Source organism: Salicibibacter cibarius (genome assembly GCF_016495725.1).
GTDB classification, from domain to species: Bacteria; Bacillota; Bacilli; order Bacillales; family Marinococcaceae; genus Salicibibacter; species Salicibibacter cibarius.
In genome coordinates this window covers 4,230,035-4,250,467 of sequence record NZ_CP054705.1, presented here as the reverse complement: position 1 = coordinate 4,250,467, position 20,433 = coordinate 4,230,035, and the positions used below count along the sequence as shown (strand labels likewise).

General features: G+C 47.7%; 23 protein-coding genes. 22 read left to right on the top strand and 1 reads right to left on the bottom strand.

The annotated features are described in order from the left end of the window. Window positions 1-208: 208 nt before the first annotated feature. The 17 genes from HUG15_RS21400 to HUG15_RS21320 all read left to right on the top strand — a co-directional run bounded on the left by HUG15_RS21400 (window position 209) and on the right by HUG15_RS21320 (window position 13,760). Window positions 209-1,399: an ATP phosphoribosyltransferase regulatory subunit gene (locus tag HUG15_RS21400; protein ID WP_343073139.1), complete on the top strand. Its 1,191-nt coding sequence runs from the start codon at window positions 209-211 to the stop codon at window positions 1,397-1,399. Next, a complete protein-coding gene (hisG, locus tag HUG15_RS21395) occupies window positions 1,392-2,039 on the top strand; it encodes an ATP phosphoribosyltransferase (RefSeq protein WP_200125631.1) in 648 nt (215 codons plus the stop codon). The genes HUG15_RS21400 and hisG overlap by 8 nt, the downstream gene beginning before the upstream one ends. Beyond that, entirely contained in the window at window positions 2,036-3,322 is a 1,287-nt protein-coding gene (gene hisD / locus HUG15_RS21390; RefSeq protein WP_200125628.1) for a histidinol dehydrogenase, read from the top strand. The genes hisG and hisD overlap by 4 nt, the downstream gene beginning before the upstream one ends. Further along, window positions 3,315-3,908, top strand: coding sequence for an imidazoleglycerol-phosphate dehydratase HisB (hisB, locus tag HUG15_RS21385; protein ID WP_200125626.1), 594 nt, complete (start codon window positions 3,315-3,317; stop codon window positions 3,906-3,908). Before hisD ends, hisB begins: the two co-directional genes overlap by 8 nt. Next, a complete protein-coding gene (gene hisH, locus HUG15_RS21380; RefSeq protein WP_200125624.1) occupies window positions 3,909-4,562 on the top strand; it encodes an imidazole glycerol phosphate synthase subunit HisH in 654 nt (217 codons plus the stop codon). It abuts the gene before it with no gap. After that, the gene (hisA, locus tag HUG15_RS21375) at window positions 4,549-5,289 is read left to right on the top strand and encodes a 1-(5-phosphoribosyl)-5-[(5-phosphoribosylamino)methylideneamino]imidazole-4-carboxamide isomerase (protein ID WP_200125622.1); all 741 of its coding nucleotides are present in this window, start codon (window positions 4,549-4,551) and stop codon (window positions 5,287-5,289) included. The genes hisH and hisA overlap by 14 nt, the downstream gene beginning before the upstream one ends. Next, window positions 5,283-6,041, top strand: coding sequence for an imidazole glycerol phosphate synthase subunit HisF (hisF, locus tag HUG15_RS21370; protein WP_200125620.1), 759 nt, complete (start codon window positions 5,283-5,285; stop codon window positions 6,039-6,041). Before hisA ends, hisF begins: the two co-directional genes overlap by 7 nt. 2 nt (window positions 6,042-6,043) lie before the next feature. Next, window positions 6,044-6,664 carry a bifunctional phosphoribosyl-AMP cyclohydrolase/phosphoribosyl-ATP diphosphatase HisIE gene (gene hisIE / locus HUG15_RS21365; RefSeq protein ID WP_200129096.1) on the top strand — a complete coding sequence of 207 codons (621 nt, stop codon included), beginning with the start codon at window positions 6,044-6,046 and terminating at the stop codon, window positions 6,662-6,664. A 236-nt stretch (window positions 6,665-6,900) separates the two neighbouring features. Next, window positions 6,901-7,161 (top strand): hypothetical protein, encoded by a 261-nt coding sequence (locus HUG15_RS21360; RefSeq protein ID WP_200125618.1) that lies wholly within the window; start codon window positions 6,901-6,903, stop codon window positions 7,159-7,161. After that, window positions 7,130-7,393, top strand: coding sequence for a type II toxin-antitoxin system RelE family toxin (locus HUG15_RS21355; protein WP_200125615.1), 264 nt, complete (start codon window positions 7,130-7,132; stop codon window positions 7,391-7,393). The genes HUG15_RS21360 and HUG15_RS21355 overlap by 32 nt, the downstream gene beginning before the upstream one ends. 413 nt (window positions 7,394-7,806) lie before the next feature. After that, on the top strand, window positions 7,807-8,859 hold the full coding sequence (locus HUG15_RS21350) for a tetratricopeptide repeat protein (RefSeq protein ID WP_211202298.1): 1,053 nt from the start codon (window positions 7,807-7,809) through the stop codon (window positions 8,857-8,859). 72 nt (window positions 8,860-8,931) lie between these two features. Continuing rightward, on the top strand, window positions 8,932-9,882 hold the full coding sequence (gene trxB / locus HUG15_RS21345) for a thioredoxin-disulfide reductase (RefSeq protein ID WP_200125611.1): 951 nt from the start codon (window positions 8,932-8,934) through the stop codon (window positions 9,880-9,882). A 319-nt stretch (window positions 9,883-10,201) separates the two neighbouring features. Beyond that, window positions 10,202-10,660, top strand: a complete 459-nt coding sequence (locus HUG15_RS21340; RefSeq protein ID WP_200125609.1) for an NUDIX domain-containing protein — start codon at window positions 10,202-10,204, stop codon at window positions 10,658-10,660. Between the two features lie 52 nt (window positions 10,661-10,712). After that, on the top strand, window positions 10,713-11,549 hold the full coding sequence (gene rapZ / locus HUG15_RS21335; RefSeq protein WP_425504066.1) for an RNase adapter RapZ: 837 nt from the start codon (window positions 10,713-10,715) through the stop codon (window positions 11,547-11,549). Further along, window positions 11,549-12,493 (top strand): gluconeogenesis factor YvcK family protein, encoded by a 945-nt coding sequence (locus HUG15_RS21330; RefSeq protein WP_200125605.1) that lies wholly within the window; start codon window positions 11,549-11,551, stop codon window positions 12,491-12,493. The genes rapZ and HUG15_RS21330 overlap by 1 nt, the downstream gene beginning before the upstream one ends. Window positions 12,494-12,541: 48 nt before the next feature. Next, on the top strand, window positions 12,542-13,480 hold the full coding sequence (gene whiA / locus HUG15_RS21325; RefSeq protein ID WP_200125604.1) for a DNA-binding protein WhiA: 939 nt from the start codon (window positions 12,542-12,544) through the stop codon (window positions 13,478-13,480). Window positions 13,481-13,505: 25 nt separating this feature from the next. After that, window positions 13,506-13,760 (top strand): HPr family phosphocarrier protein, encoded by a 255-nt coding sequence (locus HUG15_RS21320; RefSeq protein ID WP_200129095.1) that lies wholly within the window; start codon window positions 13,506-13,508, stop codon window positions 13,758-13,760. Between the two features lie 47 nt (window positions 13,761-13,807). On the opposite strand, the gene clpP is transcribed toward HUG15_RS21320, so the two are convergent. Continuing rightward, a complete protein-coding gene (clpP, locus tag HUG15_RS21315) occupies window positions 13,808-14,404 on the bottom strand; it encodes an ATP-dependent Clp endopeptidase proteolytic subunit ClpP (RefSeq protein WP_200125602.1) in 597 nt (198 codons plus the stop codon). Window positions 14,405-14,795: 391 nt separating this feature from the next. Here clpP and HUG15_RS21310 point away from each other — a divergent pair, with 391 nt between their 5' ends. The 5 genes from HUG15_RS21310 to HUG15_RS21290 all read left to right on the top strand — a co-directional run bounded on the left by HUG15_RS21310 (window position 14,796) and on the right by HUG15_RS21290 (window position 20,431). Then, window positions 14,796-15,050 (top strand): hypothetical protein, encoded by a 255-nt coding sequence (locus tag HUG15_RS21310; protein ID WP_200125600.1) that lies wholly within the window; start codon window positions 14,796-14,798, stop codon window positions 15,048-15,050. 36 nt (window positions 15,051-15,086) lie between these two features. Next, window positions 15,087-16,418, top strand: coding sequence for an RNA polymerase factor sigma-54 (rpoN, locus tag HUG15_RS21305; RefSeq protein WP_200125598.1), 1,332 nt, complete (start codon window positions 15,087-15,089; stop codon window positions 16,416-16,418). A gap of 680 nt (window positions 16,419-17,098) precedes the next feature. Further along, a complete protein-coding gene (locus tag HUG15_RS21300) occupies window positions 17,099-18,124 on the top strand; it encodes a sugar-binding transcriptional regulator (protein ID WP_281393623.1) in 1,026 nt (341 codons plus the stop codon). A 21-nt stretch (window positions 18,125-18,145) separates the two neighbouring features. Next, window positions 18,146-19,153 carry a type I glyceraldehyde-3-phosphate dehydrogenase gene (gap, locus tag HUG15_RS21295; protein ID WP_200125594.1) on the top strand — a complete coding sequence of 336 codons (1,008 nt, stop codon included), beginning with the start codon at window positions 18,146-18,148 and terminating at the stop codon, window positions 19,151-19,153. Between the two features lie 90 nt (window positions 19,154-19,243). Beyond that, the gene (locus tag HUG15_RS21290; protein WP_200125592.1) at window positions 19,244-20,431 is read left to right on the top strand and encodes a phosphoglycerate kinase; all 1,188 of its coding nucleotides are present in this window, start codon (window positions 19,244-19,246) and stop codon (window positions 20,429-20,431) included. Window positions 20,432-20,433: the final 2 nt, after the last annotated feature.

Here is a 20,433-nt window from a genome sequence, read left to right as displayed (position 1 = left end):
ATAAAAAGTGATTCGCCTATTTGTTCGGACATTGGAAGATGCTGAAGCCCTATGAAAACGTGGCCAAAATGGTGCGCATACCTGATTTCATCCTGATATATGCGTTGACGGCACTCAAGTTCCAAGTGTAAACTAACATACATAAACATTTTACTTCTCTATCGAACTAAAGGATTTGGCGAACTAAAGGATTTTGGAGGCCGGGCACATGCCACTGATGTTTGAGAAACCGCTGGGAATGATTGATACGCTCCCCGCGCTGTATGAACGCGCGCGCGAGGTGCGAAGATATATGGAACAGGAAACTAAAAGCTGGGGATACCGCCCCATCCAAACGCCGTCATTGGAGTATTACGAAACGGTTGGGAATGCTTCGGCGATTCGTGACGAGCAATTGTTCAAACTCCTGGACCGAGAAGGGCAAACACTCGTCTTGCGGCCGGATATGACCGCGCCGATCGCTCGGGTCATAAGCTCAAGCATGAAAGAAGAACCCTTGCCGCTTCGCCTTTCCTACTGCAACGCTTTATACCGGGCTCAACAGCATGAGGGAGGCAGGCGGGCGGAATTTGACCAATTTGGCGTTGAACTTGTCGGAGACGATTCTATGTACGCCGATGGGGAAATGCTCGCCTTGTTAACGTCTAATCTACGCGCGTCCGGCCTGTCTCCGTTTCGTCTTGCTGTGGGGCACATCAAATATATGAATGCTCTCTTTGAGGAAATCATCGGGGATTCGGACATAGCAGAAGAGCTCCGACGTTACCTTTATGAAAAGAACTTCGTGGGCTACCGGCAACGCGTTGATCGTTTGGAGATTGCTGAGGCTGATAAAAGCCGTCTCCACCAACTGCAAAGCTTACGCGGCGGTCCGGAGATTCTCGATCGTGCGAAAACGTTGGCTCATAGTTCGAAAGCACATCAAGCCATCAACGATCTGGAAGAATTATGGGGAATTTTGCAAGACTTGGGCGTCCAAGACGTCATTCAAATCGATCTAAACCTCGTCGGCCAAATCGATTATTATACCGGGATTGTTTTTGAAGGGTATGGCGGACCGCTTGGCTTTCCCCTCGCGAGTGGTGGACGCTATGATGAATTGCTCGAAAAATTTGGACGCCCGGCTAGCGCAACCGGATTCGGGATACGTTTGGATCGATTGTTGGAAGCATTAAATCATATTAATGAGGGATATTTGCAAAAACGCCCGACGCTCATTCTTTTTAATAAAGATCATCAACAAGAAGCGTTGCAGGAAGCGAATCGTCGCCGAAACGTCGGTGAAGCGATTGTCATGCAAAATATTGAAAGTGTACCGGACATTGATGCTTTCCGGGAAAAATATGCGGAAATTCTCTCATTGACAGGCGAATCGGAGAGGGGGAAACATGATGAATAAGGATTGGATCACGTTTGCCATGCCTAAAGGCAGAATCTTTGAAGAGGCGGCTGACCTTCTCCGAAACGCCGGATACCCTTTGCAAGAGGACTTTTCGGCGGGCCGAAAGCTGATTGTGGAAGCCCCGGATGCCGGGATGAAATTTTTTCTGGCCAAGCCGATGGATGTGCCCACGTATGTGGAACACGGCGTTGCCGATATCGGCGTCGCGGGAAAAGACGTCTTGCTTGAAGAACAGCGGGATGTGTATGAAGTGCTCGATTTGCACATTAGCGCTTGTTACTTGGCGGTCGCCGGGCTTCCGGAGCAAAGGAAGGAGCGGGTGGCACCGAAAATTGCGAGCAAGTACCCGAACATCGCGACCCAATATTTTAAAGCGCAAGGGGAGCAAGTGGAAGTCATCAGGCTAAGCGGGTCGATTGAACTTGCCCCTTTAATTGGCCTAGCCGAGCGAATCGTCGATATCGTTTCCACCGGAAAAACGTTAAGGGAAAACGGGCTCGTCGAGCTGGAGACGATCGCATCCGTGACGTCCCGGTTAATTGTCAATCCGGTAAGTTATCGGATGAAAGATAAGCAAATCGACGATATCGTTACACGTTTATCGGCGGTCATTAAGGAGGGGAGCTCATCGTCATGAAAATCATTCAAGTGGATGAACATGTCAGTTTACGCCGAGACCCTGACAGCGGCAATGAAAAAACACAGGCGACTGTGGACGAAATAATTGCGGAAGTTCGAAAAAATGGCGACGAAGCATTACGGGCGTACACGAAAAAATTGGACGGTGCGGCACTCGATTCCTTGTTTGTGAGCGAAGCGGAATGTGCACAAGCGTATGAAGCGATGGATACACAGACAGTAGAAGCGATTCGGAAGGCGATCGCCAACATTCGTGATTTCCATGAGCGACAACGGTCGCAATCTTGGATGACGACGAAGGAAAATGGCACTGTCCTTGGGCAGCAAATCACACCGTTGGATGCCGTCGGTGTTTATGTGCCGGGCGGCAAAGCTGCTTATCCTTCGACGATTTTGATGGATGTGATCCCTGCGCAAGTGGCACATGTCGGACGTATCGTGATGACATCTCCGCCGGATGAATCGGGACGTTTGCATCCGGCCGTTTTGGTAGCGGCTTCCGAGCTAGGTGTTGAAACAATCCTGAAAGCCGGTGGGGCACAGGCGATTGCAGCATTGGCTTATGGAACGGATTCCGTGCAAGCGGTGGATAAAATCGTCGGTCCGGGAAATGCATTCGTTGCATTAGCGAAACGGGCAGTGTTTGGCCAAGTGGATATAGATATGATCGCGGGTCCGAGTGAAATTGTCATTCTCGCTGATGATTCAGCCCGCCCGGACTATATAGCCGCTGACTTGCTGTCACAAGCCGAGCACGAAGAACGGGCGACGGCTATTGTCGTTACGCCTTCCGAAATGCTCGCGGAAAAAGTGTCTGCGGAAGTAGAGCGCCAATTGAAAGGGTTGCCGCGGGCAGCTATTGCCAAAGAAGCGCTTGACACTTTCGGCGCCATTTATTTGACTGCCGATCTTAACGAAGCGGTTGATGTTGTCAATACATTGGCTCCCGAGCATGTTGAGGTTCTCTGCAGCGAGCCGTTTCAATATCTTGGAAAAATCAAGCATGCAGGTGCTATCTTTCTCGGTGAAAACAGTGCGGAATCGGTCGGTGATTATTTTGCGGGGCCGAACCATGTGTTGCCGACGAACGGAACGGCTCGTTTCTCAAGTCCGTTAACGGTCGACGACTTCCTCAAAAAATCAAGCATCATTCATTATAGCGAGGATGCACTTACCCAAAACAGCGAAATGATTGCATCGCTAGCGCGTGTGGAAGGTTTTGAAGCCCACGCCCGGGCAGTGGAAATCCGTCAAAAAAGGGGGGCCTCCAAACATGAGTGACGAAAGAAAAGCAACGGTGAAACGGCAAACCGGGGAAACGAATATTGAACTCGACGTGCAGTTGGACGGTTCCGGCCAGGCGGATATTCAGACGCCGGTTCCGTTTTTAAATCACATGCTTGATCTCTTAGCCAGGCATGGACAGATGGACATACGCGTACAAGCAAGCGGCGACGTGGAAGTGGATGACCATCATACGGCGGAGGACATTGGGATTTGCCTGGGGCAGGCGGTTAAAGAAGCCCTTGGCGACAAGCAAGGCATCCGGAGGTATGGTGCCGTTCACATTCCCATGGATGATGCTCTTGCCCAAGTGGTCATTGACCTTGGCAATCGCCCCCATCTTGAGTTTCGCGGAGAGATTGGCGCTGCAAAAGTAGGAACGTTCGATACTGAGCTTGTATACGAATTTTTATGGAAATTTGCCGTTGAGGCTCGCATGAACTTGCACGTCATCGTGCATTACGGTCGGAATACGCACCACGTTATTGAAGCTATTTTTAAAGCGCTGGCTAGGGCTTTATCGGAAGCGGCGGAAATCGATCCGCGCGTAAAGGGGGTCCCCTCCACGAAAGGGGTTTTGTAGATGATCGCAATCGTAGACTATGGGATGGGGAATTTATACAGCGTGAGCAAAGCGCTTGAGCGTTTGGACACGCCTTACGTCGTTACGGAAAAAGCGCAGGAATTGGCATCCGCGGATGGCTTGATTTTGCCCGGTGTCGGTTCTTTTAAAGATGCCATGGCCATTCTCCAAGAAAAAAAACTGGATACCATTATCAAACAATTGGTTGGGGAAGGAAAACCGTTGCTCGGCATTTGTCTCGGCATGCAGCTATTGTTTTCCGAAAGCGTAGAAAATGGGATCAGCCAAGGGCTTGACCTGTTACCCGGGAAGATACGCCGTTTTCCGGGGAAAACGAGGGCCGGTATTCACTATAAAGTGCCCCATATGGGATGGAATTTCCTTCGATATCGTCAACCTACCCATATCATCGTCGAAGGCACGGAAGAAGGACATGTTTATTTTGTGCATTCCTATGTCGTTCATGCCGATACGGCAGAGGTCGTCGTGGCAACGGCCGATTATGACGGGGAAGTGCCGGCGGTGGTTGGTCGGAATCATATTTTCGGCACCCAATTTCATCCGGAAAAAAGCAGTACACTCGGGATGCAAATGTTGAACAATTACGTGACTTACGTGAAAGAAAGGCAGGGACAGACGAGTGACAGCCTTTAATTTATTTCCGGCCATCGACATTCGTAATGGTAAATGTGTGCGTTTAAAGCAAGGTGACTACAATCGGGAAACGATTTACGGAGACAATCCGGCACAGATGGCAGCGGGGTTTGTTGAAGATGGCGCGACTTGGGTGCATGTCGTTGATTTGGACGGTGCCCGCGATAAACATCCGGTCAATGATGAGGCCATTTTTCGTATTGTTGAAGAAACATCTGCTCGTGTTCAAGTGGGCGGAGGCATTCGCACGGAACGAGACGTGGAACATTACCTCTCCCGCGGGGTTGATCGGGTGATCCTTGGTTCGGTTGCAGTGCAAAATCCCGATTTCACGGCGAAAATGCTTGCGGCTTATCCGGGCAGAATCGTGATCGGCCTGGACGCAAGAAATGGCCTGGTGGCTGTGAACGGTTGGTTGGAGTCATCGGATGTGGAGGCAGAAGTGCTTGCCGCTGAAATGGCAGCTGCCGGAGCGGATACATTTATCTTTACCGACATCGAAAAGGATGGAATGCTTACAGGGCCCAACGTGGAAGCCAGTGCCGCCCTTGCAAAAGCGAGCGGCGCCCATGTTATCGCATCGGGCGGTGTAAGCGAGTTGGACGATGTGCGAACGTTGTTGCGTTACCAAGAGGAAGGCGTGAGCGGGGCGATTGTCGGCAAGGCGCTGTATACAGAAGCCCTTGATTTGTCCGAAGCGTTAAAAGAGGTGAAACGAACATGTTAACAAAACGGCTCGTTCCTTGTTTGGACGTAAAAGAAGGCCGGGTAGTCAAAGGCGTCCAATTTGTAGAGTTGAGAGACGCGGGAGATCCGGTAGAGCTTGCGGCTTATTACGATCGGGAAGGGGCGGATGAGCTCGTTTTCCTGGATATATCGGCGTCCCATGAAGGGCGGAAAACGATGGTGGATGTCGTTCGGGAAGTAGCCGGCACACTCGCGATTCCGTTTACGGTCGGCGGCGGCATTAACAGCGTTGATGATATGCGCCACATTCTGCGTGCCGGGGCGGATAAAGTATCGCTAAATACGGCGGCGGTGAAAAATCCGGACTTGATCGCGGAAGGGGCGGATTTTTTTGGCTCCCAATGCATCGTCGTCGCCATTGATGCCAAATGGGACGAGGGGTTGCAATCTTGGCGCGTCTATACCCACGGAGGACGGCGAGAGACGAATCTGGAAGTCACGGATTGGGCAAAAGAGGTCGTGAAAAAAGGCGCGGGAGAAATTTTACTCACGAGCATGGACCAAGATGGCGCAAAAACGGGATATGATTTGCCGCTTACACGCGCGGTAAACGAGGCCGTGAGCGTTCCGGTTATCGCTTCCGGAGGCGCGGGGGCGTTGCAAGATTTTGCCGATGTCTTTCTGGAAGCCGGTGCGGACGCGGCATTGGCGGCTTCCATTTTCCATTACAAGGAAACGGCTGTCTCGGAAGTTAAAGATGCGCTAAAGAAACAAGGGGTGAACGTACGGTGAATATGGATGAAATTATTTTTGATGTCGACGGATTAATACCTGCGGTCGTGCAAGATATGAACAGCAAGGAAGTGCTGACCGTGGCGTATATGAACCGGGAATCGCTAAATAAAACGATCGATACGAAGGAAACGTGGTTTTATAGCCGTTCGCGCCAAACCCTTTGGCATAAAGGCGAGACGTCCGGAAATGTGCAACAGGTGAGCGATATTCGTTATGATTGTGACCGCGATGCCCTCCTCGTGCTCGTGCACCCGCAAGGTCCGGCGTGTCATCGCGGAACGTACAGCTGTTTTACGGAAAGCCATTATGATGGAGAGGTACCGCAAGAATCAGGTGATCTCGAGATTTTGCGTAGCTTGGCTGCAACGATTGCAGAAAGGAATCACGAGCGTCCGGAGGGAGCGTACACCACCTATTTATTTGAAGAAGGCGTGGATAAAATTTTAAAAAAGGTCGGTGAAGAAGCTTCCGAAATAATTATAGCGGCAAAAAATCGGAACGGAGAAGAACTGGCGTGGGAGAGCGCCGATTTTATTTATCATCTACTCGTATTGCTTGAGGAACAGCAGTTGTCCCTCGACCATGTGTTGGATACGTTAAGGGAGCGGCATGGGAAGTAATGGCGAGCGTTTTTTCGCATTGGTTTCTGTTGTTGTGCCCTTAAAATATAAAGATCGGCCGTTCAATGTTTACCCCTTTAATGTAATTTTTTAAAGGGGGTTTCTTATTCTCTGCAATTGGGAGCTTTAGCGCGGTTAATGAATCAACACCCATGTGAATGAAATGCTGTTAATTTCTCATTAAAGATGGTGTACAATATAAAGAGAGGAATACGAGCAAAGGTGGTGGTGAAAAAATGGCTATTCGTAAAGAGGATTTGTATAGAATGGTGGAATCTTTAAACAGTGAAGATAAGAAAGCAGCTTTTGATTTTATGGAGTTTTTGATTGAACGCTCAAGGAATCAAAAGCCCAAATCATGGCAGGATATTGATGAATTGGAAAACGATAGTGACCCGTTGACTAAAGAGGAAATTAAACAATTAGAAAGTAAAGAGGGATATATTTCAGGGGAGGATGCAAAGCGTGACTTCGGAATACAGGTTGATTTACCATAAGACCGCAGTTAAATTCATTGCTAAATTAGATAAAACCTCCCAAGAAAGAATTGCAACTGGGTTAAAAGGACTTTCATCAATACCTCCTCAAGGAGATATTAAAAAGCTTAAAGGTCATTCGGATTTATACAGGTTAAGAATCGGGGGATTCCGAGTGATTTTTAATATTGACCACCAGGAGCATGTGGTTTTTATCCAAGCTGTTGGTAACCGTGGAGATATTTATAAATAGCGCATGATCTGTATAGGCGTTGCTACGCTAGTATATATGCTTACCAAAGATGCAAATGAAGACACAAAAAAGTAGTAACCACCCCTGAGGTTGTGAGTCCGTGGGTGGTTACTCTTCGAGAGTGAACATCGCCCTGTAAAGGACATGTTCTATTGGGAGACTGTTGGTGTTCGCAGCACCTGCGGTCTTTTTTAATCCTATGCCTTTTCTATTTTCATTATCAATAACATCGTTTTTGAAGGCAAATAAACGCGGTGGATCGATCAATCAATCAATTAATCCATATAACTCACTGAACTTCCGTAAACGGAGCGGGTTTGTTTAAAGCAACACCTACGCACCATCTTTTGGGATGCGTCATAAACTATGTTACAATAACGATGATTAAAAGTATGTGGAAGGCGTGTGTACGCATGGGGCGATTGATCCCTTATCTTCAAAACCCGGAATATTTTTTTGACCGGGGAATCGCGTTTTATAAAAATAAAGAGTGGAATCGCTCGATCCGTTATTTGAAGCGGGCGATTGAATTAAGGCCCCTGGAAGGGGTTTTTCATTGTCAACTTGCAGCTATATTATCCGACATGGGTGAGCATGAGCGCTCCAATGAGACCCTTTTACACATCTTGGACCATATAGATGAGACCATGTATGATTGTTATTATTTTCTCGCCAACAACTATGCTTTTCTCGGACTTTTCGATAAAGCAAAGGAAGCGGCGCTGCAATATTTGTCCTCCTCGCCTGATGGGGAGTTTGTGGAAGATGCGCAAGAGTTGCTTGAGCTGGTAAAACTTGATGGGGATGAAGATTTTTTTGCCGATGAATATAAAGAGAAGCCGGCCTTCCCCGATGACTTTATTTTACAATACGAGCGTGCCGGGCGCTTCATCAACGAGGGAAATTATGAAAAAGCAGAGCGTTTGCTCAAAGGATTAATGATGGATTATCCCGCCCATTATGCTTCCTACAATCAATACGCGAGAGCCCTCCATCTTCAAGGGCGCAGTGATGAGGCGATGCATTGCTTGCGTTCCCTGTTGGAGGAAGTGATGTATGTGCCTGCCCTTTGCCAGTTGACGTTATTGCTAAAAGATCAGCGTATGGACCGGGAAGTTGAACCGCTGAAAAAGAAACTTAGGCAGTTAACGCCATTGAATAAAGGCCATATGCATAAATTGGCAGCGACGCTTTGTCGGCTCGGGGAATACGAGCAAGCGCTTGTATTGTTTCATTTTTTACAAAAACACAGTCCGCCGGAAACAGGAGGTACATTTTTTTATCGTTACGGAGTGGCCGCTTTTCATTGCGGGTACAATAAAAAAAGCAAAAAAGCCTGGAAGCTTGCGCGTGATCACGGCGATCACAAAGCAGCAACGCTATTAAAAACATGGCAAACACGCGCCCTGAAAAGCGATGAAGTACAGTGTGAGCAGCTACACGATTTATCGTTCGGATTGGACTGAGCAGATGAATAGACGTTAACCGAAAAGCGGGATAATATAGAGACAGAAGGTAATTGGAAGGAGCATCGGTCGATGTCAGGAGAAACAGATACCATCTATGATGTCATTATTGCCGGGGCGGGTCCCGCGGGCATGACTGCTGCAGTGTACACATCTCGCGCAGAAATGAAAACATTAATGCTTGAGCGGGGGATTCCCGGCGGGCAGGTGGCAAACACGGAGGATGTGGAAAACTACCCTGGGTATTCGCACATTCTCGGTCCCGATTTATCGAATAAAATGTTTGAGCATGCACGTAAATTCGGTGCTGAGTATGCCTACGGGGATATTAAAAAGATCGAAGACGACGGCGCATATAAAACGATCCATGCCGGGAATAAAACGTACAAAGCACGCGCGGTGATCGTTGCTACAGGGGCGGAATATAAACAACTGGGCATCCCAGGGGAAAAAGAACTCGGCGGCCGCGGGGTCTCCTATTGTGCCGTATGTGACGGTGCATTTTTCCGGGATAAAGAAATTATCGTCGTTGGCGGCGGGGACTCCGCTGTTGAAGAAGCCGTGTATCTCACACGTTTCGCCAAAAAGGTGACGGTCGTGCATCGCCGTGATGAACTGCGTGCACAGAAAATTCTTCAACAACGGGCGTTTGTCAATGAGCAAATTGATTTTAAATGGGATCATGTTGTCAAAGAAATCCATGATACGGATGGAAAAGTGAGCAATGTCACCCTCGTCAATGTGAATACCGGAGAAGAATATGATTTCCAAACCGAGGGCGTTTTCGTCTATATCGGTTTGCTCCCGCTCAATAATGCCGTGAACGATTTGGGAATTACGAACGAAGAAGGCTATATCGTCACGAACGAAGAAATGGAAACCGATCGTTCCGGCATTTTTGCAGCAGGTGACATTCGCGAAAAAACGTTGCGGCAAATTGTGACAGCAACCGGCGATGGCAGTTTGGCGGCGCAAAACGCACAGTCTTATGTCGAAGAATTGGAGAAGACGGTAGAGGCATAAGTGCAAAAAAAGTTATTCGTTTTTAATGCTATTGTAACAGCTGTGAAACAATTAAACGTTATGATAGAAGTACGTTAATTGACCCCCCTTATATATATTTTGGATGCGCAAGGTACATCACCTTGCGTATTTTTTTGGTAGGCAAGAAAGCATAAACCAACTTTTTCACCTACATAAGTGCAACTAAGGCTTTCAACATAAAAACTTGTCGAAAGCCAAGTTTTCTAATCGAAAACGGGGTGCACATGTAGATGGATTGGAGACGGTTAGATTTGTGGGATGCATCGGTTCACGTTATAATTAATGTGAGGTGATGAACATGCGGCGTGTGGCAAACTGCGTGTTAACACATGAGGATCGGGTTTTATTGTTGCAAAAACCCAGAAGAAACTGGGTTGTCGCCCCCGGCGGGAAGATGGAGGACGGAGAAACCCCACTTGCCACCGTGCGCAGGGAGTTCATGGAAGAGACCGGAATAGAACTGCTGAACCCACAATTGCGGGCAGTTTCTACGATTGTCATTCAGGAAAGGTATGCGAAAGTTTCCGAGTGGATGATGTTTTCTTTTTTTGCGAATAAACATCAAGGGGAAATGTTGGAACATTCACCTGAAGGCAGACTATTTTGGGAAAAAGAAACGAATGTCCTTTCTTTGCCAATGGCCTTGGGGGATCAAGATTTATTCAAACATCTTTTGGGAAAACAAGGCATGTTGTTCGGTACATTTTATTACACACCTGATTACGAGTTGCTCGATGTAAAGCTCGAAACAGTGTGAACGGAGAGATGTTGGCGTGAAAGATGATATCCAGCTCGTTGTGATTACGGGAATGTCGGGAGCGGGAAAAACGGTCACCGTGCAAAGCCTTGAAGATCTCGGTTTTTTTTGCATCGATAATTTGCCGCCGGCTTTGATTCCGAAATTGTTGGATCTTGTGGAAGGCGGGTCGATGAACCGTGTCGCGCTCGTCATGGATTTACGGGGCCGGGAATTTTTTGAACAAGTGTTTTCGTCGGTGAGCATGCTTGGAGATAAGCCGAATTTGCACACACATATTTTATTTCTCGACGCAGAGGACAGCAAGCTTGTGCAGCGATTTAAAGAAACAAGGCGTTCACATCCGCTTGCTCCGGCCGGACCACTGTTGGAAGGCATCAAAGAAGAACGGCAAATACTGGATGAGATCAAGGGCAGGGCTCGTCACCATATTGATACGACAACGCTAACCCCTCGAGAGCTACGCGCGGAAATTAACAAATTATTCACCGCTCCCGAGGAATTGACCTTTAACGTGCATTTCATGTCCTTTGGGTTTAAACGCGGGGTTCCGATTGATGCCGATCTTGTTTTTGATGTCCGTTTTTTGCCGAACCCTCATTATATTGAGCGGATGCGTCCGTTAACAGGGATGGATTCGGACGTGGCTGAATATGTAATGAAGTGGGCGGATACGAAGGAATTTCTCGCGAAGCTGGAAGACATGCTTACCTTTCTGTTGCCGCTTTATAAGCAAGAGGGAAAGAGCCAAGTGATCATCGCGATTGGTTGTACCGGCGGGAATCACCGTTCCGTTACACTTGTGGAGCATCTTGCTGATGTTTATTCCAAGCATTACTTGGTGTATAAAAGCCATCGCGAACATAAGGACAGGGGAGAAACAAGCTAGTGACGAATGGAAAGAAAATAGTTGTTATCGGAGGCGGTACGGGATTGTCCGTTTTATTGCGAGGGTTAAAAACCTATCCCATTGATCTATCGGCAATCGTTACCGTGGCCGATGACGGAGGAAGTTCCGGACGGTTACGCAAGGAGTTAAATGTGCCACCGCCCGGAGATGTTCGGAACGTGCTCGTGGCACTGGCGGAAGTTGAACCATTAATTGAACGTTTATTTCAGCATCGCTTTGAAAATGGAGAAGGGCTTACCGGGCATTCGCTCGGCAACTTGCTGATTGCAGGCATGACGTCCATCACCGGTGATTTTGCACGTGGCATCAGCGAGCTCAGCGCTGTGCTCAACGTACGCGGTACGGTGCTGCCCGCGTCCAATAACAGCATTGAACTTGTGGCAAAAATGACCGATGGCAGTGTCGTTCGGGGAGAGTCCAATATTCCGAAGGCAGGGAAAAAAATCGATGAAATGTTCCTCGACCCGGCATTCCCCGAGGCATTGCCGGCGAGCGTTCAGGCGATTCGACAAGCAGATAAAATTATTATGGGGCCAGGGAGTTTATATACCAGTGTGTTGCCCAATTTGCTCGTTCCCGGCATTGCCAAAGAAATAAGCCAGTCGTCAGCGGATAAAATCTATATTTGCAATGTCATGACGCAAAGCGGGGAAACGGATGGATTTACAGCTTCCGATCATATTAAGGCACTTCATGCCCATATCGGAGGATCAATGATTGAGCAAATTTTTGTCCATGATGGAACGATTTCACCGGAAATGATCGAACGATATGCCGAGGAAGGTTCGGAGGCTGTGGTTTATGATGAAGACTATTTAAAAGCCCTTGGCTTGAATGTGGTCCAAGATGATTTTATTCATACGGACAGTCCGGTGTTACGCCATAATGCCGACAAAATTGCCCGAATGATTCTCGAAGGTTAAGGAAGTTTGGCAAAAGGTGGTGAATGTGCCTTGACTTCGTTTGCGGCAATGACGAAAAAAGAACTCACACAGATCCGTGCAGATGATTGCTGTGTAAAAGCGGAACTTTCCGCACTCATCCAAATGACCGGTACCCTTAATGTTTCGGAATCGCGTGCGACGTTGGATATAACAACCGAAAACGCAGCAATTGCACGAAGGTTTTATACGCTTTTGAAGCAGCGATATGAAAACATGAAGGCCGAACTCGTCGTTCGTAAAAAAATGCGATTAAAGAAGAACAATATTTACATCGTTCGCGTGTACCGGCTGGTAAAAGAAATTTTGGCTGATACAAATTTGACGGCCAACGGGCATACATTCGCGCAGTCGATTTCAGAACATACATTTGAGAATCATTGTTGCAAAAGAGCGTATTTACGGGGAGCTTTTCTCGCGGGTGGATCCGTCAATCATCCGGAGACGTCCTCCTATCATTTGGAATTGTTTTCTTATTATAAAGAACACAATCGGTCGCTTTTGGCGTTAATGTCGACGTTTGATCTGGATGCCCGTGTACTGGAGAGAAAAAAAGGGTATATTGTTTACATTAAGGAAAGCGAGAAAATCGCCGAATTTCTCAATATTATCGGCGCTCATCAAGCACTGCTCTATTTTGAAGATGTTCGGATTGTGAAAGACATGCGTAACTCTGTCAATCGACTCGTGAACTGCGAGACGGCAAATTTGAACAAAACGGTAGGGGCTGCCTTGCGGCAAGTGGAAAATATAGAGCTTGTCGCGCGAGAAATCGGTTTGGAAAGTTTGCCTTCCAAAGTTCGTGAAATGGCCGAACTTCGTGTGAAGCACCAGGATGTTACCTTAAAGGAACTAGGTGAAATGGCAGAGAGTGGAAAGGTGAGCAAATCCGGGGTCAATCATCGTTTGCGAAAAATCGATGAATTGGCTGAAAGAATCCGCAATCGCGAATCGTTGCCGCAAGGATGATAAACAGCAGAAAGGATGGGTCGCGATGATCGAGCGTGACGTGACAGTGAATTTAAAAATGGGCTTGCAGGCGCGGCCGGCCGCCCTATTTGTGCAGGAAGCCAATCGCTTTCATGCGGATATCAACCTTATCAAAGGGACACATGAGACCAACGCCAAAAGCATTATGGGGGTAATGAGTCTTGCCGTTCGCAATGGAACAACGATTCGCATATCGGCAGATGGCGGTGATGAAGAAGAAGCAGTAAAAGCACTTGCGCAATTTGTAAGTGAGGAATGAAAAAAACCACGCAGATCGCGTGGTTTTTTGGTGGGGAAGGGGATCAGTTATTTTTCCGTGCCTTCATTCTTATCGAAGATACGGTCAATGAGCCCATATTCTTGTGCTTCCTGTGCAGTCATGAAGTTATCACGGTCTGTGTCGCGTTGGATGACTTCGAGCGGTTGGCCTGTTCGCTCGGCGAAGATATTGTTCAACCTCTCCCGCATTTCCAGAATGCGACGTGCATGAATTTCAATATCGGATGCTTGCCCTTGTGTTCCTCCGAGCGGTTGGTGAATCATAATTTCACTGTTCGGGAGGGCAAAACGTTGGCCCATCTCTCCTGCATTGAGCAAGAAAGCGCCCATGGAAGCAGCCATGCCGATGCAAATGGTCGAAACCTTCGGCGTAATGTACTGCATCGTATCGTAAATGGCCATGCCTGCGGAAATGGACCCTCCGGGACTGTTAATATAAAGGGAGATATCTTTGTCCGGATCTTCCGCTTGGAGGAAAAGCAATTGCGCGACGATTGTATTGGCTACATTGTCATCGATGCCTGATCCGAGCATAACGATACGGTCTTTTAACAGTCGCGAATAAATGTCATAAGCACGCTCTCCGCGGTTCGTTTGTTCAATAACTGTTGGTATTAGATGCATAAATCTAATCCTCCTTCATTTCGTTTGCAATATGAGGTTACTGCTCATATCATACCTTATTGGTCAATAAAGGTCAAATGCATTGCATGCATTGCCCACTACTATATTTACCTTTTTTCGTAAACTTCAAACCGTTTTCTCCGGATGCGGATCAGTATCGGAAGAAAGAAATAACCGATTACCCGCGGGAAATATGAGAATATCCACGGGAAGCAATTTTACACCGATAGTAGATCGTATGACAAACACCACTAGCTTCTGGTTGTTAAATGCGATATAATTACATTAGAAAAACTTGACTTATCGCAAGGGTGGCGAAGGTATACTATCATTCGAATAATTTATACATTCTGACAGTGGGAAAAATTGTAATAGTCGCGGAGGGGATGCCATGTTTGGCCAAGAGCGCTTAGAGCAAACGGAACTGTATGCCCGGGAGCAGGAATTGGCGGCGAATGAAGCAGCCGCCGAACTTGAAAGGCTGGCAGAAGCGTTAAGAACAACCGGTTCATTTGATTTCTTGCAGGATGATCGCACGTATGTGCAAGCCCATATCCCTTCTCATATAACGGTCAACAGCGAGTATTTACAAAAGAAGCAAACGCACACCGTCCGCTTAACTTTTTCGTGGTTGGAACAGCAATAACGCATAGAAAGCGCTTACAAACTAGGAGGGCGCGCCATGAATCTTGAAATGGGACTTATTCAAAAACAAACGATGAATCTCGTAATGACCCAGCAATTGCGACAGGCCATTTCTTTGTTGCAATACTCTACATTGGAATTATCTGAATATATAGAAGAACAAGCGTTAGAAAATCCATTGCTGGATGTCAGTGAATCGAACAGGGATGAAGTGATCCGGGATAGCCCTGTGCTTTGGAACGATCGTGAAGAAAGCAGTGGGGAACAGGGGAAAGAGCCCTTCATTGATCGTTTGGGAAATGGTCGGCAAGGTTTAACGGCTCATCTTATTGATCAACTTCGAATCCTTGATTATGACGAGGAGACCAAGGAACATCTGGAGTATTTTATCCATAATTTAAATGAAAACGGTTATTTACTTGTGAGTGAACAAGAGGCGGCAATGGAACTCGGCATCACCCCCGACCGTTTCCATGAATCATGCAGCCTTTTGCAACAGCTTGATCCTATTGGCGTAGGGGCGCGTTCGTTATCGGAATGCCTACTGTTACAATTGCAAGCGCTTCCCGAGGAGCACCCGGTAGTTGAAACGATTGTGTCCCATTATTTGCAAGCGTTTGCAGAGAAAAAATGGAAGTGGTTGGCGGAAGAAATGCAAATTACTCTCGAAGAAATACAAGATGCCCATGATTTTATCCAAACCCTTAATCCTCGCCCTGCCCAAGGGTTCAGTGAAAGTGAAGCGGAATATATCACGCCGGATGTCTATATAGAAAAACAAAATGGAGCGTGGACGGTCGTTTTAAATGATGATTCCTTGCCGAGGATTCGTTTGAATCGTCAATATCGAGATCTTCTTCAACAAAAAAGCAATAAAGAAACGTATGAATACGCTCATTCCAAATACAAACAACTCGTTTGGCTGTTGAAAAGCATTGACCAACGGCAACAAACAATTCGTGCCGTAACAGAAGCAATCGTTGAGTATCAGCAAAGTTTTTTGGAAAACGGCGCGTTGCGCCCAATGACGCTTAAACATATTGCGGAACGGGCAGACGTGCATGAATCGACGGTTTCACGCACGACGAACGGGAAGTATGTACAAACACCCCGCGGATGTTATGAGTTAAAAGCATTTTTCAGTAAAGGTGTTGCCGGCAATGACGGCGAAGACGTATCGGCAACGATGGTGAAACAATCCATCCGTTGTTGGATTGAGCAAGAGGATAAACAAAAACCAATCTCCGATCAGAAAATCGCCGATCGTTTTAAACAGGAAGAAGGGGTTAAAATCTCTCGGCGCGCGATCGCCAAATACCGTGATGAACTCAACATTCAGGCTTCATCCAAACGAAAACGTTTTGCATAAACCGCCCGTGGCCGGGCGGTTTTTTTGGTGAGTGGGGTGGGGAATGGGGGGTGGTGTTCGGACATTATGTGCGTTCAATTCTTCAAAAGTGTCCGAAGTAGGGGGCAGTTCGGACACTAAGAGCGCTTGGTTCCTAAAAAGTGTCCGAATCAAAGGGGAGTTTGGACATTTTTGTAATAGAATCCGGCAATATTGTCCGAACTAGGGGCAGGTTCAGGCAATATAAGCATTTCCATCTGCCGAAATGTTCGAACATGCGGCGTGAAGCAACCGCTAAGTCGCCATGAAACGCTCATGAAGCCCGGAACCAGCAGATGTGAACCGATTGGGTCACCATGAAACGTCCATGGAGCCCGAAATCAGCAGGAGCGAACTAAATCGGTCGCCATAAAGCGCTGATGAAGCCCGAAACCATCAGCTGGAAAACAATTGGGTCGTCATACACCGATCATGAATCCCCACCGGGTCTAAAAATAAACGATACTATCGCGATAAAGCATTATTCAATGCCCGCGTTTAAAAGTCTCGCTGTTCCCCGAAAACATGTGGGTTTCTTTTAAAGGTTACATTAACATTGCAAGCAAAAGGAGAATGATCTATAATAGAGTTAACCTACATCGGGAACGAAATTGACTCGCAGGGACGAAATTGTTCCCGGTAAAAAAGAAGTGATGTTCTCCGTGCTTGATCTTCTAAAATGGCAAAAGAAACTACAGCCGGACATTTTGGAAAATTTAAATCGTCGTTTTGATATTCTGCGATTTATCCGTGTAAGTGCTCCGGTTGGCAGGCGAACGATTGCTGCAGCATTACAAATATCGGAACGTGTCCTTCGTAGCGAGGTGGAACTTTTCAAGGAACAAAACCTTTTGGAAGTGAAATCCGGAGGGATGGATTTGACGGAGGAGGGGCGTACGTTGCTTGATGAGTTGGGACCGAGCATGCAAAACATTTCCGGACGCTCGCGGTTGGAAGCTGATTTACAGCAATTCCTTCACATTCCGCACGTGATTGTGACGAGCGGCGACAGCGATGGCCAACCATGGGTGAAAAAAGAAATGAGTCGTGCCTGTGTCAGCGAGATGATTCAAACCCTCCGCCCCGACGATGTCGTTGCCGTGGCAGGCGGGACGACGCTCGCGACGTTGGCGGAATCCGTTTCTCCTCATCCCAACTTGCAACAGGTTACATTTGTTCCCGCTCGCGGAGGCCTTGGGGAAAATGTTGATTTGCAATCGAACACGATTTGCGCGGCGTTGGCGAGAAGTGCCAATGCCCGGTACCGATTATTGCATGTGCCCGATCAGTTAAGCGACCTCGCTTATGAATCGCTAACGCAAGAACCTGGGATTCAAGAACTGCTGAGCCTGATCCGTTCCCCGCGCATGGTTATCCATAGTGTAGGCGATGCCCGTACGATGGCTACGAGAAGAAATGCGGATGAAAAAAAACTTGATCGCTTAAAAACGTTAAACGCTGTCGCTGAAAGCTTCGGTTACTATTTTGATGGAAATGGAAACGTTGTTCAAAAGGAAAAAACAGTCGGCTTGCAACTTGATGAGCTTGGGGAAAGGCAAAAGGTCATCACCATGGCCGGCGGGGCGTCAAAAGCTAAAGCGATTATCGCCTACATGACGTACCGCCCAAGTGATTTGCTGATCACCGACGAAGGTGCGGCCGAGGCCATTAAAGCCTTTAATTTTTAATTTGTTAAGGAGGAATTTATAGTGACAACAAAAGTAGGAATCAATGGATTTGGCAGAATCGGACGTTTGGTGTTTCGGGCAGCGATGGAAAATAACGACGTTGAAGTCGTTGCCATCAATGACCTGACAGACGCGGACATGCTTGCCCATTTGCTAAAGTATGACACCGTGCATGGAACACTTCCGGAAGAGGTGAATGTTGACGGGGATGACCTTATTATTTCAGGGAAAAAAATTCATGTATCATCTGAAAAAGACCCGGCAAACATCGGCTGGAACGAGCACGGCGTTGAAATCGTCGTGGAATCGACAGGCCGTTTTACCGAACGTGACGATGCGGCAAAACACCTGGAAGGAGGCGCGAAAAAAGTTCTCGTCTCGGCTCCGGGTAAAAATGTAGACCAAACGTTTGCTATGGGGGTTAATGACGACGATTATTCCCCTGAGGATCACGACGTTGTCTCGAATGCTTCATGCACGACGAATTGCCTCGCGCCACTCGCGAAAGCCTTAAATGATGAATTTGGGGTTCGCCGAGGTTTTATGACTACCGTTCATTCGTATACAAATGACCAGCAAATCTTGGATTTGCCGCATAAAGATTATCGTCGCGCGCGGGCTGCCGGCGAGAACATCATTCCAACTTCAACCGGAGCCGCCAAAGCTGTCGCTCTCGTCCTCCCTGAACTGGAAGGGCGACTGAACGGGAACGCGATTCGTGTTCCGACGCCAAACGTGTCTCTTGTTGATTTTGTCGCGGAATTGGACCGCGATGTGACAGCTGATGAAGTGAACGCTTCAATGAAAAAATTAGCGGAAACGACGATGAAAGGCATTATCGGCTATAGTGAAGAACCGCTCGTTTCCAGTGACTATAACGGCAACGATCATTCCGCCACGATAGATGCCCAGTCAACGTTAACGATGGAAGGAAACATGGTCAAAGTCGTTGCCTGGTATGATAATGAATTCGGATATTCCAGCCGTGTCGTAGATTTGGTCGCGCATATGGCACAAAAAGGGTTATAATAGGCAGAAGAAGAAAAACGGGGACAGAACACGTGTGTTTTGCTCCCGCTTTTCTCTTTCCACCATACATAAGAGAGGAAGGGGCCTAACGTGAAGAAAAGAACCATTCATGACCTCGAAGTCACCGGAAAAACCGTATTTTGCCGGGTTGATTTCAACGTTCCTTTGCAAGACGGAAAGGTAAGCGACGATACGCGCATTCGTGCAGCCTTGCCTACGATTCGGTTTTTGCGGGAAAAAGGAGCGAAAGTCATCCTCGCGAGCCATTTGGGGCGGCCGAAAGGAGAAGTCGCAGAGGAGTTGCGTTTGGACCCGGTTGCCCGCAGGTTGGAAGAACTGTTGGAAATCAAGGTTCACAAGGTTAATGAAGTCGTCGGCGCAAGCGTTAAACAAACGTTTGATCAACTAGCTTCCGGGGACATTCTGTTATTGGAAAATGTGCGGTTTGAGGCAGGGGAAGAAAAAAATGACGCTGAACTAGCCGCACAAATGGCAGCGCTTGCCGACGTATACGTAAACGATGCATTTGGCGCAGCCCACCGTGCTCACGCTTCTACCGAAGGCATCGCCCGCCATCTGCCTTCTGCGGCCGGTTTTTTGCTTGAGAAAGAACTCGACGTTCTCGGATCGGCTTTGAACGATCCCGATCGTCCATTTACCGCCATTATCGGCGGCGCGAAAGTGAAAGACAAAATTGAGGTTATCGATCATCTTCTTGATAAAGTCGATACTCTGTTGCTCGGCGGTGGCTTAGCTTACACATTTGTGAAAGCGCAAGGGTATGAAATCGGGCAATCCTTGCTCGAAGAAGATAAAATCGCATTGGCTGAAAAATTTATGGAAAAAGCCGCGCGTAATCGTGTGAAATTACTTCTCCCGATTGATGCAACCGTTGCCGATGATTTTAAGGAAGATGCAACGACCGAAATCGTGGATATCGATGGCATTCCTGCCGATTGGCAAGCCCTTGATATCGGTCCGAAAACCGTGAGAGCCTATAAAGAGGAAATACTAGCGTCTTCCCTCGTCATATGGAACGGTCCCATGGGTGTTTTTGAAATGGCGCCATTTGCCGAAGGAACGAAAGAAGTGGCCGGGGCATTGGCAAACACTGCCGGTTTTACGATTATCGGCGGGGGAGACTCTGCGGCAGCCGTAGAACAGTTCGGTTTCGCGGCGGAAATGAGCCATATCTCCACGGGAGGCGGCGCGTCACTGGAATTTATGGAAGGGAAAGCGTTGCCCGGAATTGCGGCGATTGACGATCAAACAGAATAATA

Coding starts and splice junctions, on each gene's coding strand:
- hisG (WP_200125631.1), top strand. CDS start 1,392: ATGAATAAGGATTGGATCACGTTTGCCATGCCTAAAGGCAGAATCTTT.
- whiA (WP_200125604.1), top strand. CDS start 12,542: ATGACGAAAAAAGAACTCACACAGATCCGTGCAGATGATTGCTGTGTA.
- rapZ (WP_425504066.1), top strand. CDS start 10,713: ATGTCGGGAGCGGGAAAAACGGTCACCGTGCAAAGCCTTGAAGATCTC.
- HUG15_RS21360 (WP_200125618.1), top strand. CDS start 6,901: ATGGCTATTCGTAAAGAGGATTTGTATAGAATGGTGGAATCTTTAAAC.
- hisIE (WP_200129096.1), top strand. CDS start 6,044: ATGGATGAAATTATTTTTGATGTCGACGGATTAATACCTGCGGTCGTG.
- hisB (WP_200125626.1), top strand. CDS start 3,315: ATGAGTGACGAAAGAAAAGCAACGGTGAAACGGCAAACCGGGGAAACG.
- clpP (WP_200125602.1), bottom strand. CDS start 14,404: ATGCATCTAATACCAACAGTTATTGAACAAACGAACCGCGGAGAGCGT.
- hisD (WP_200125628.1), top strand. CDS start 2,036: ATGAAAATCATTCAAGTGGATGAACATGTCAGTTTACGCCGAGACCCT.
- rpoN (WP_200125598.1), top strand. CDS start 15,087: ATGAATCTTGAAATGGGACTTATTCAAAAACAAACGATGAATCTCGTA.
- HUG15_RS21340 (WP_200125609.1), top strand. CDS start 10,202: ATGCGGCGTGTGGCAAACTGCGTGTTAACACATGAGGATCGGGTTTTA.
- hisH (WP_200125624.1), top strand. CDS start 3,909: ATGATCGCAATCGTAGACTATGGGATGGGGAATTTATACAGCGTGAGC.
- hisF (WP_200125620.1), top strand. CDS start 5,283: ATGTTAACAAAACGGCTCGTTCCTTGTTTGGACGTAAAAGAAGGCCGG.
- HUG15_RS21310 (WP_200125600.1), top strand. CDS start 14,796: ATGTTTGGCCAAGAGCGCTTAGAGCAAACGGAACTGTATGCCCGGGAG.
- trxB (WP_200125611.1), top strand. CDS start 8,932: ATGTCAGGAGAAACAGATACCATCTATGATGTCATTATTGCCGGGGCG.
- HUG15_RS21400 (WP_343073139.1), top strand. CDS start 209: ATGCCACTGATGTTTGAGAAACCGCTGGGAATGATTGATACGCTCCCC.
- HUG15_RS21350 (WP_211202298.1), top strand. CDS start 7,807: ATGGGGCGATTGATCCCTTATCTTCAAAACCCGGAATATTTTTTTGAC.
- HUG15_RS21320 (WP_200129095.1), top strand. CDS start 13,506: ATGATCGAGCGTGACGTGACAGTGAATTTAAAAATGGGCTTGCAGGCG.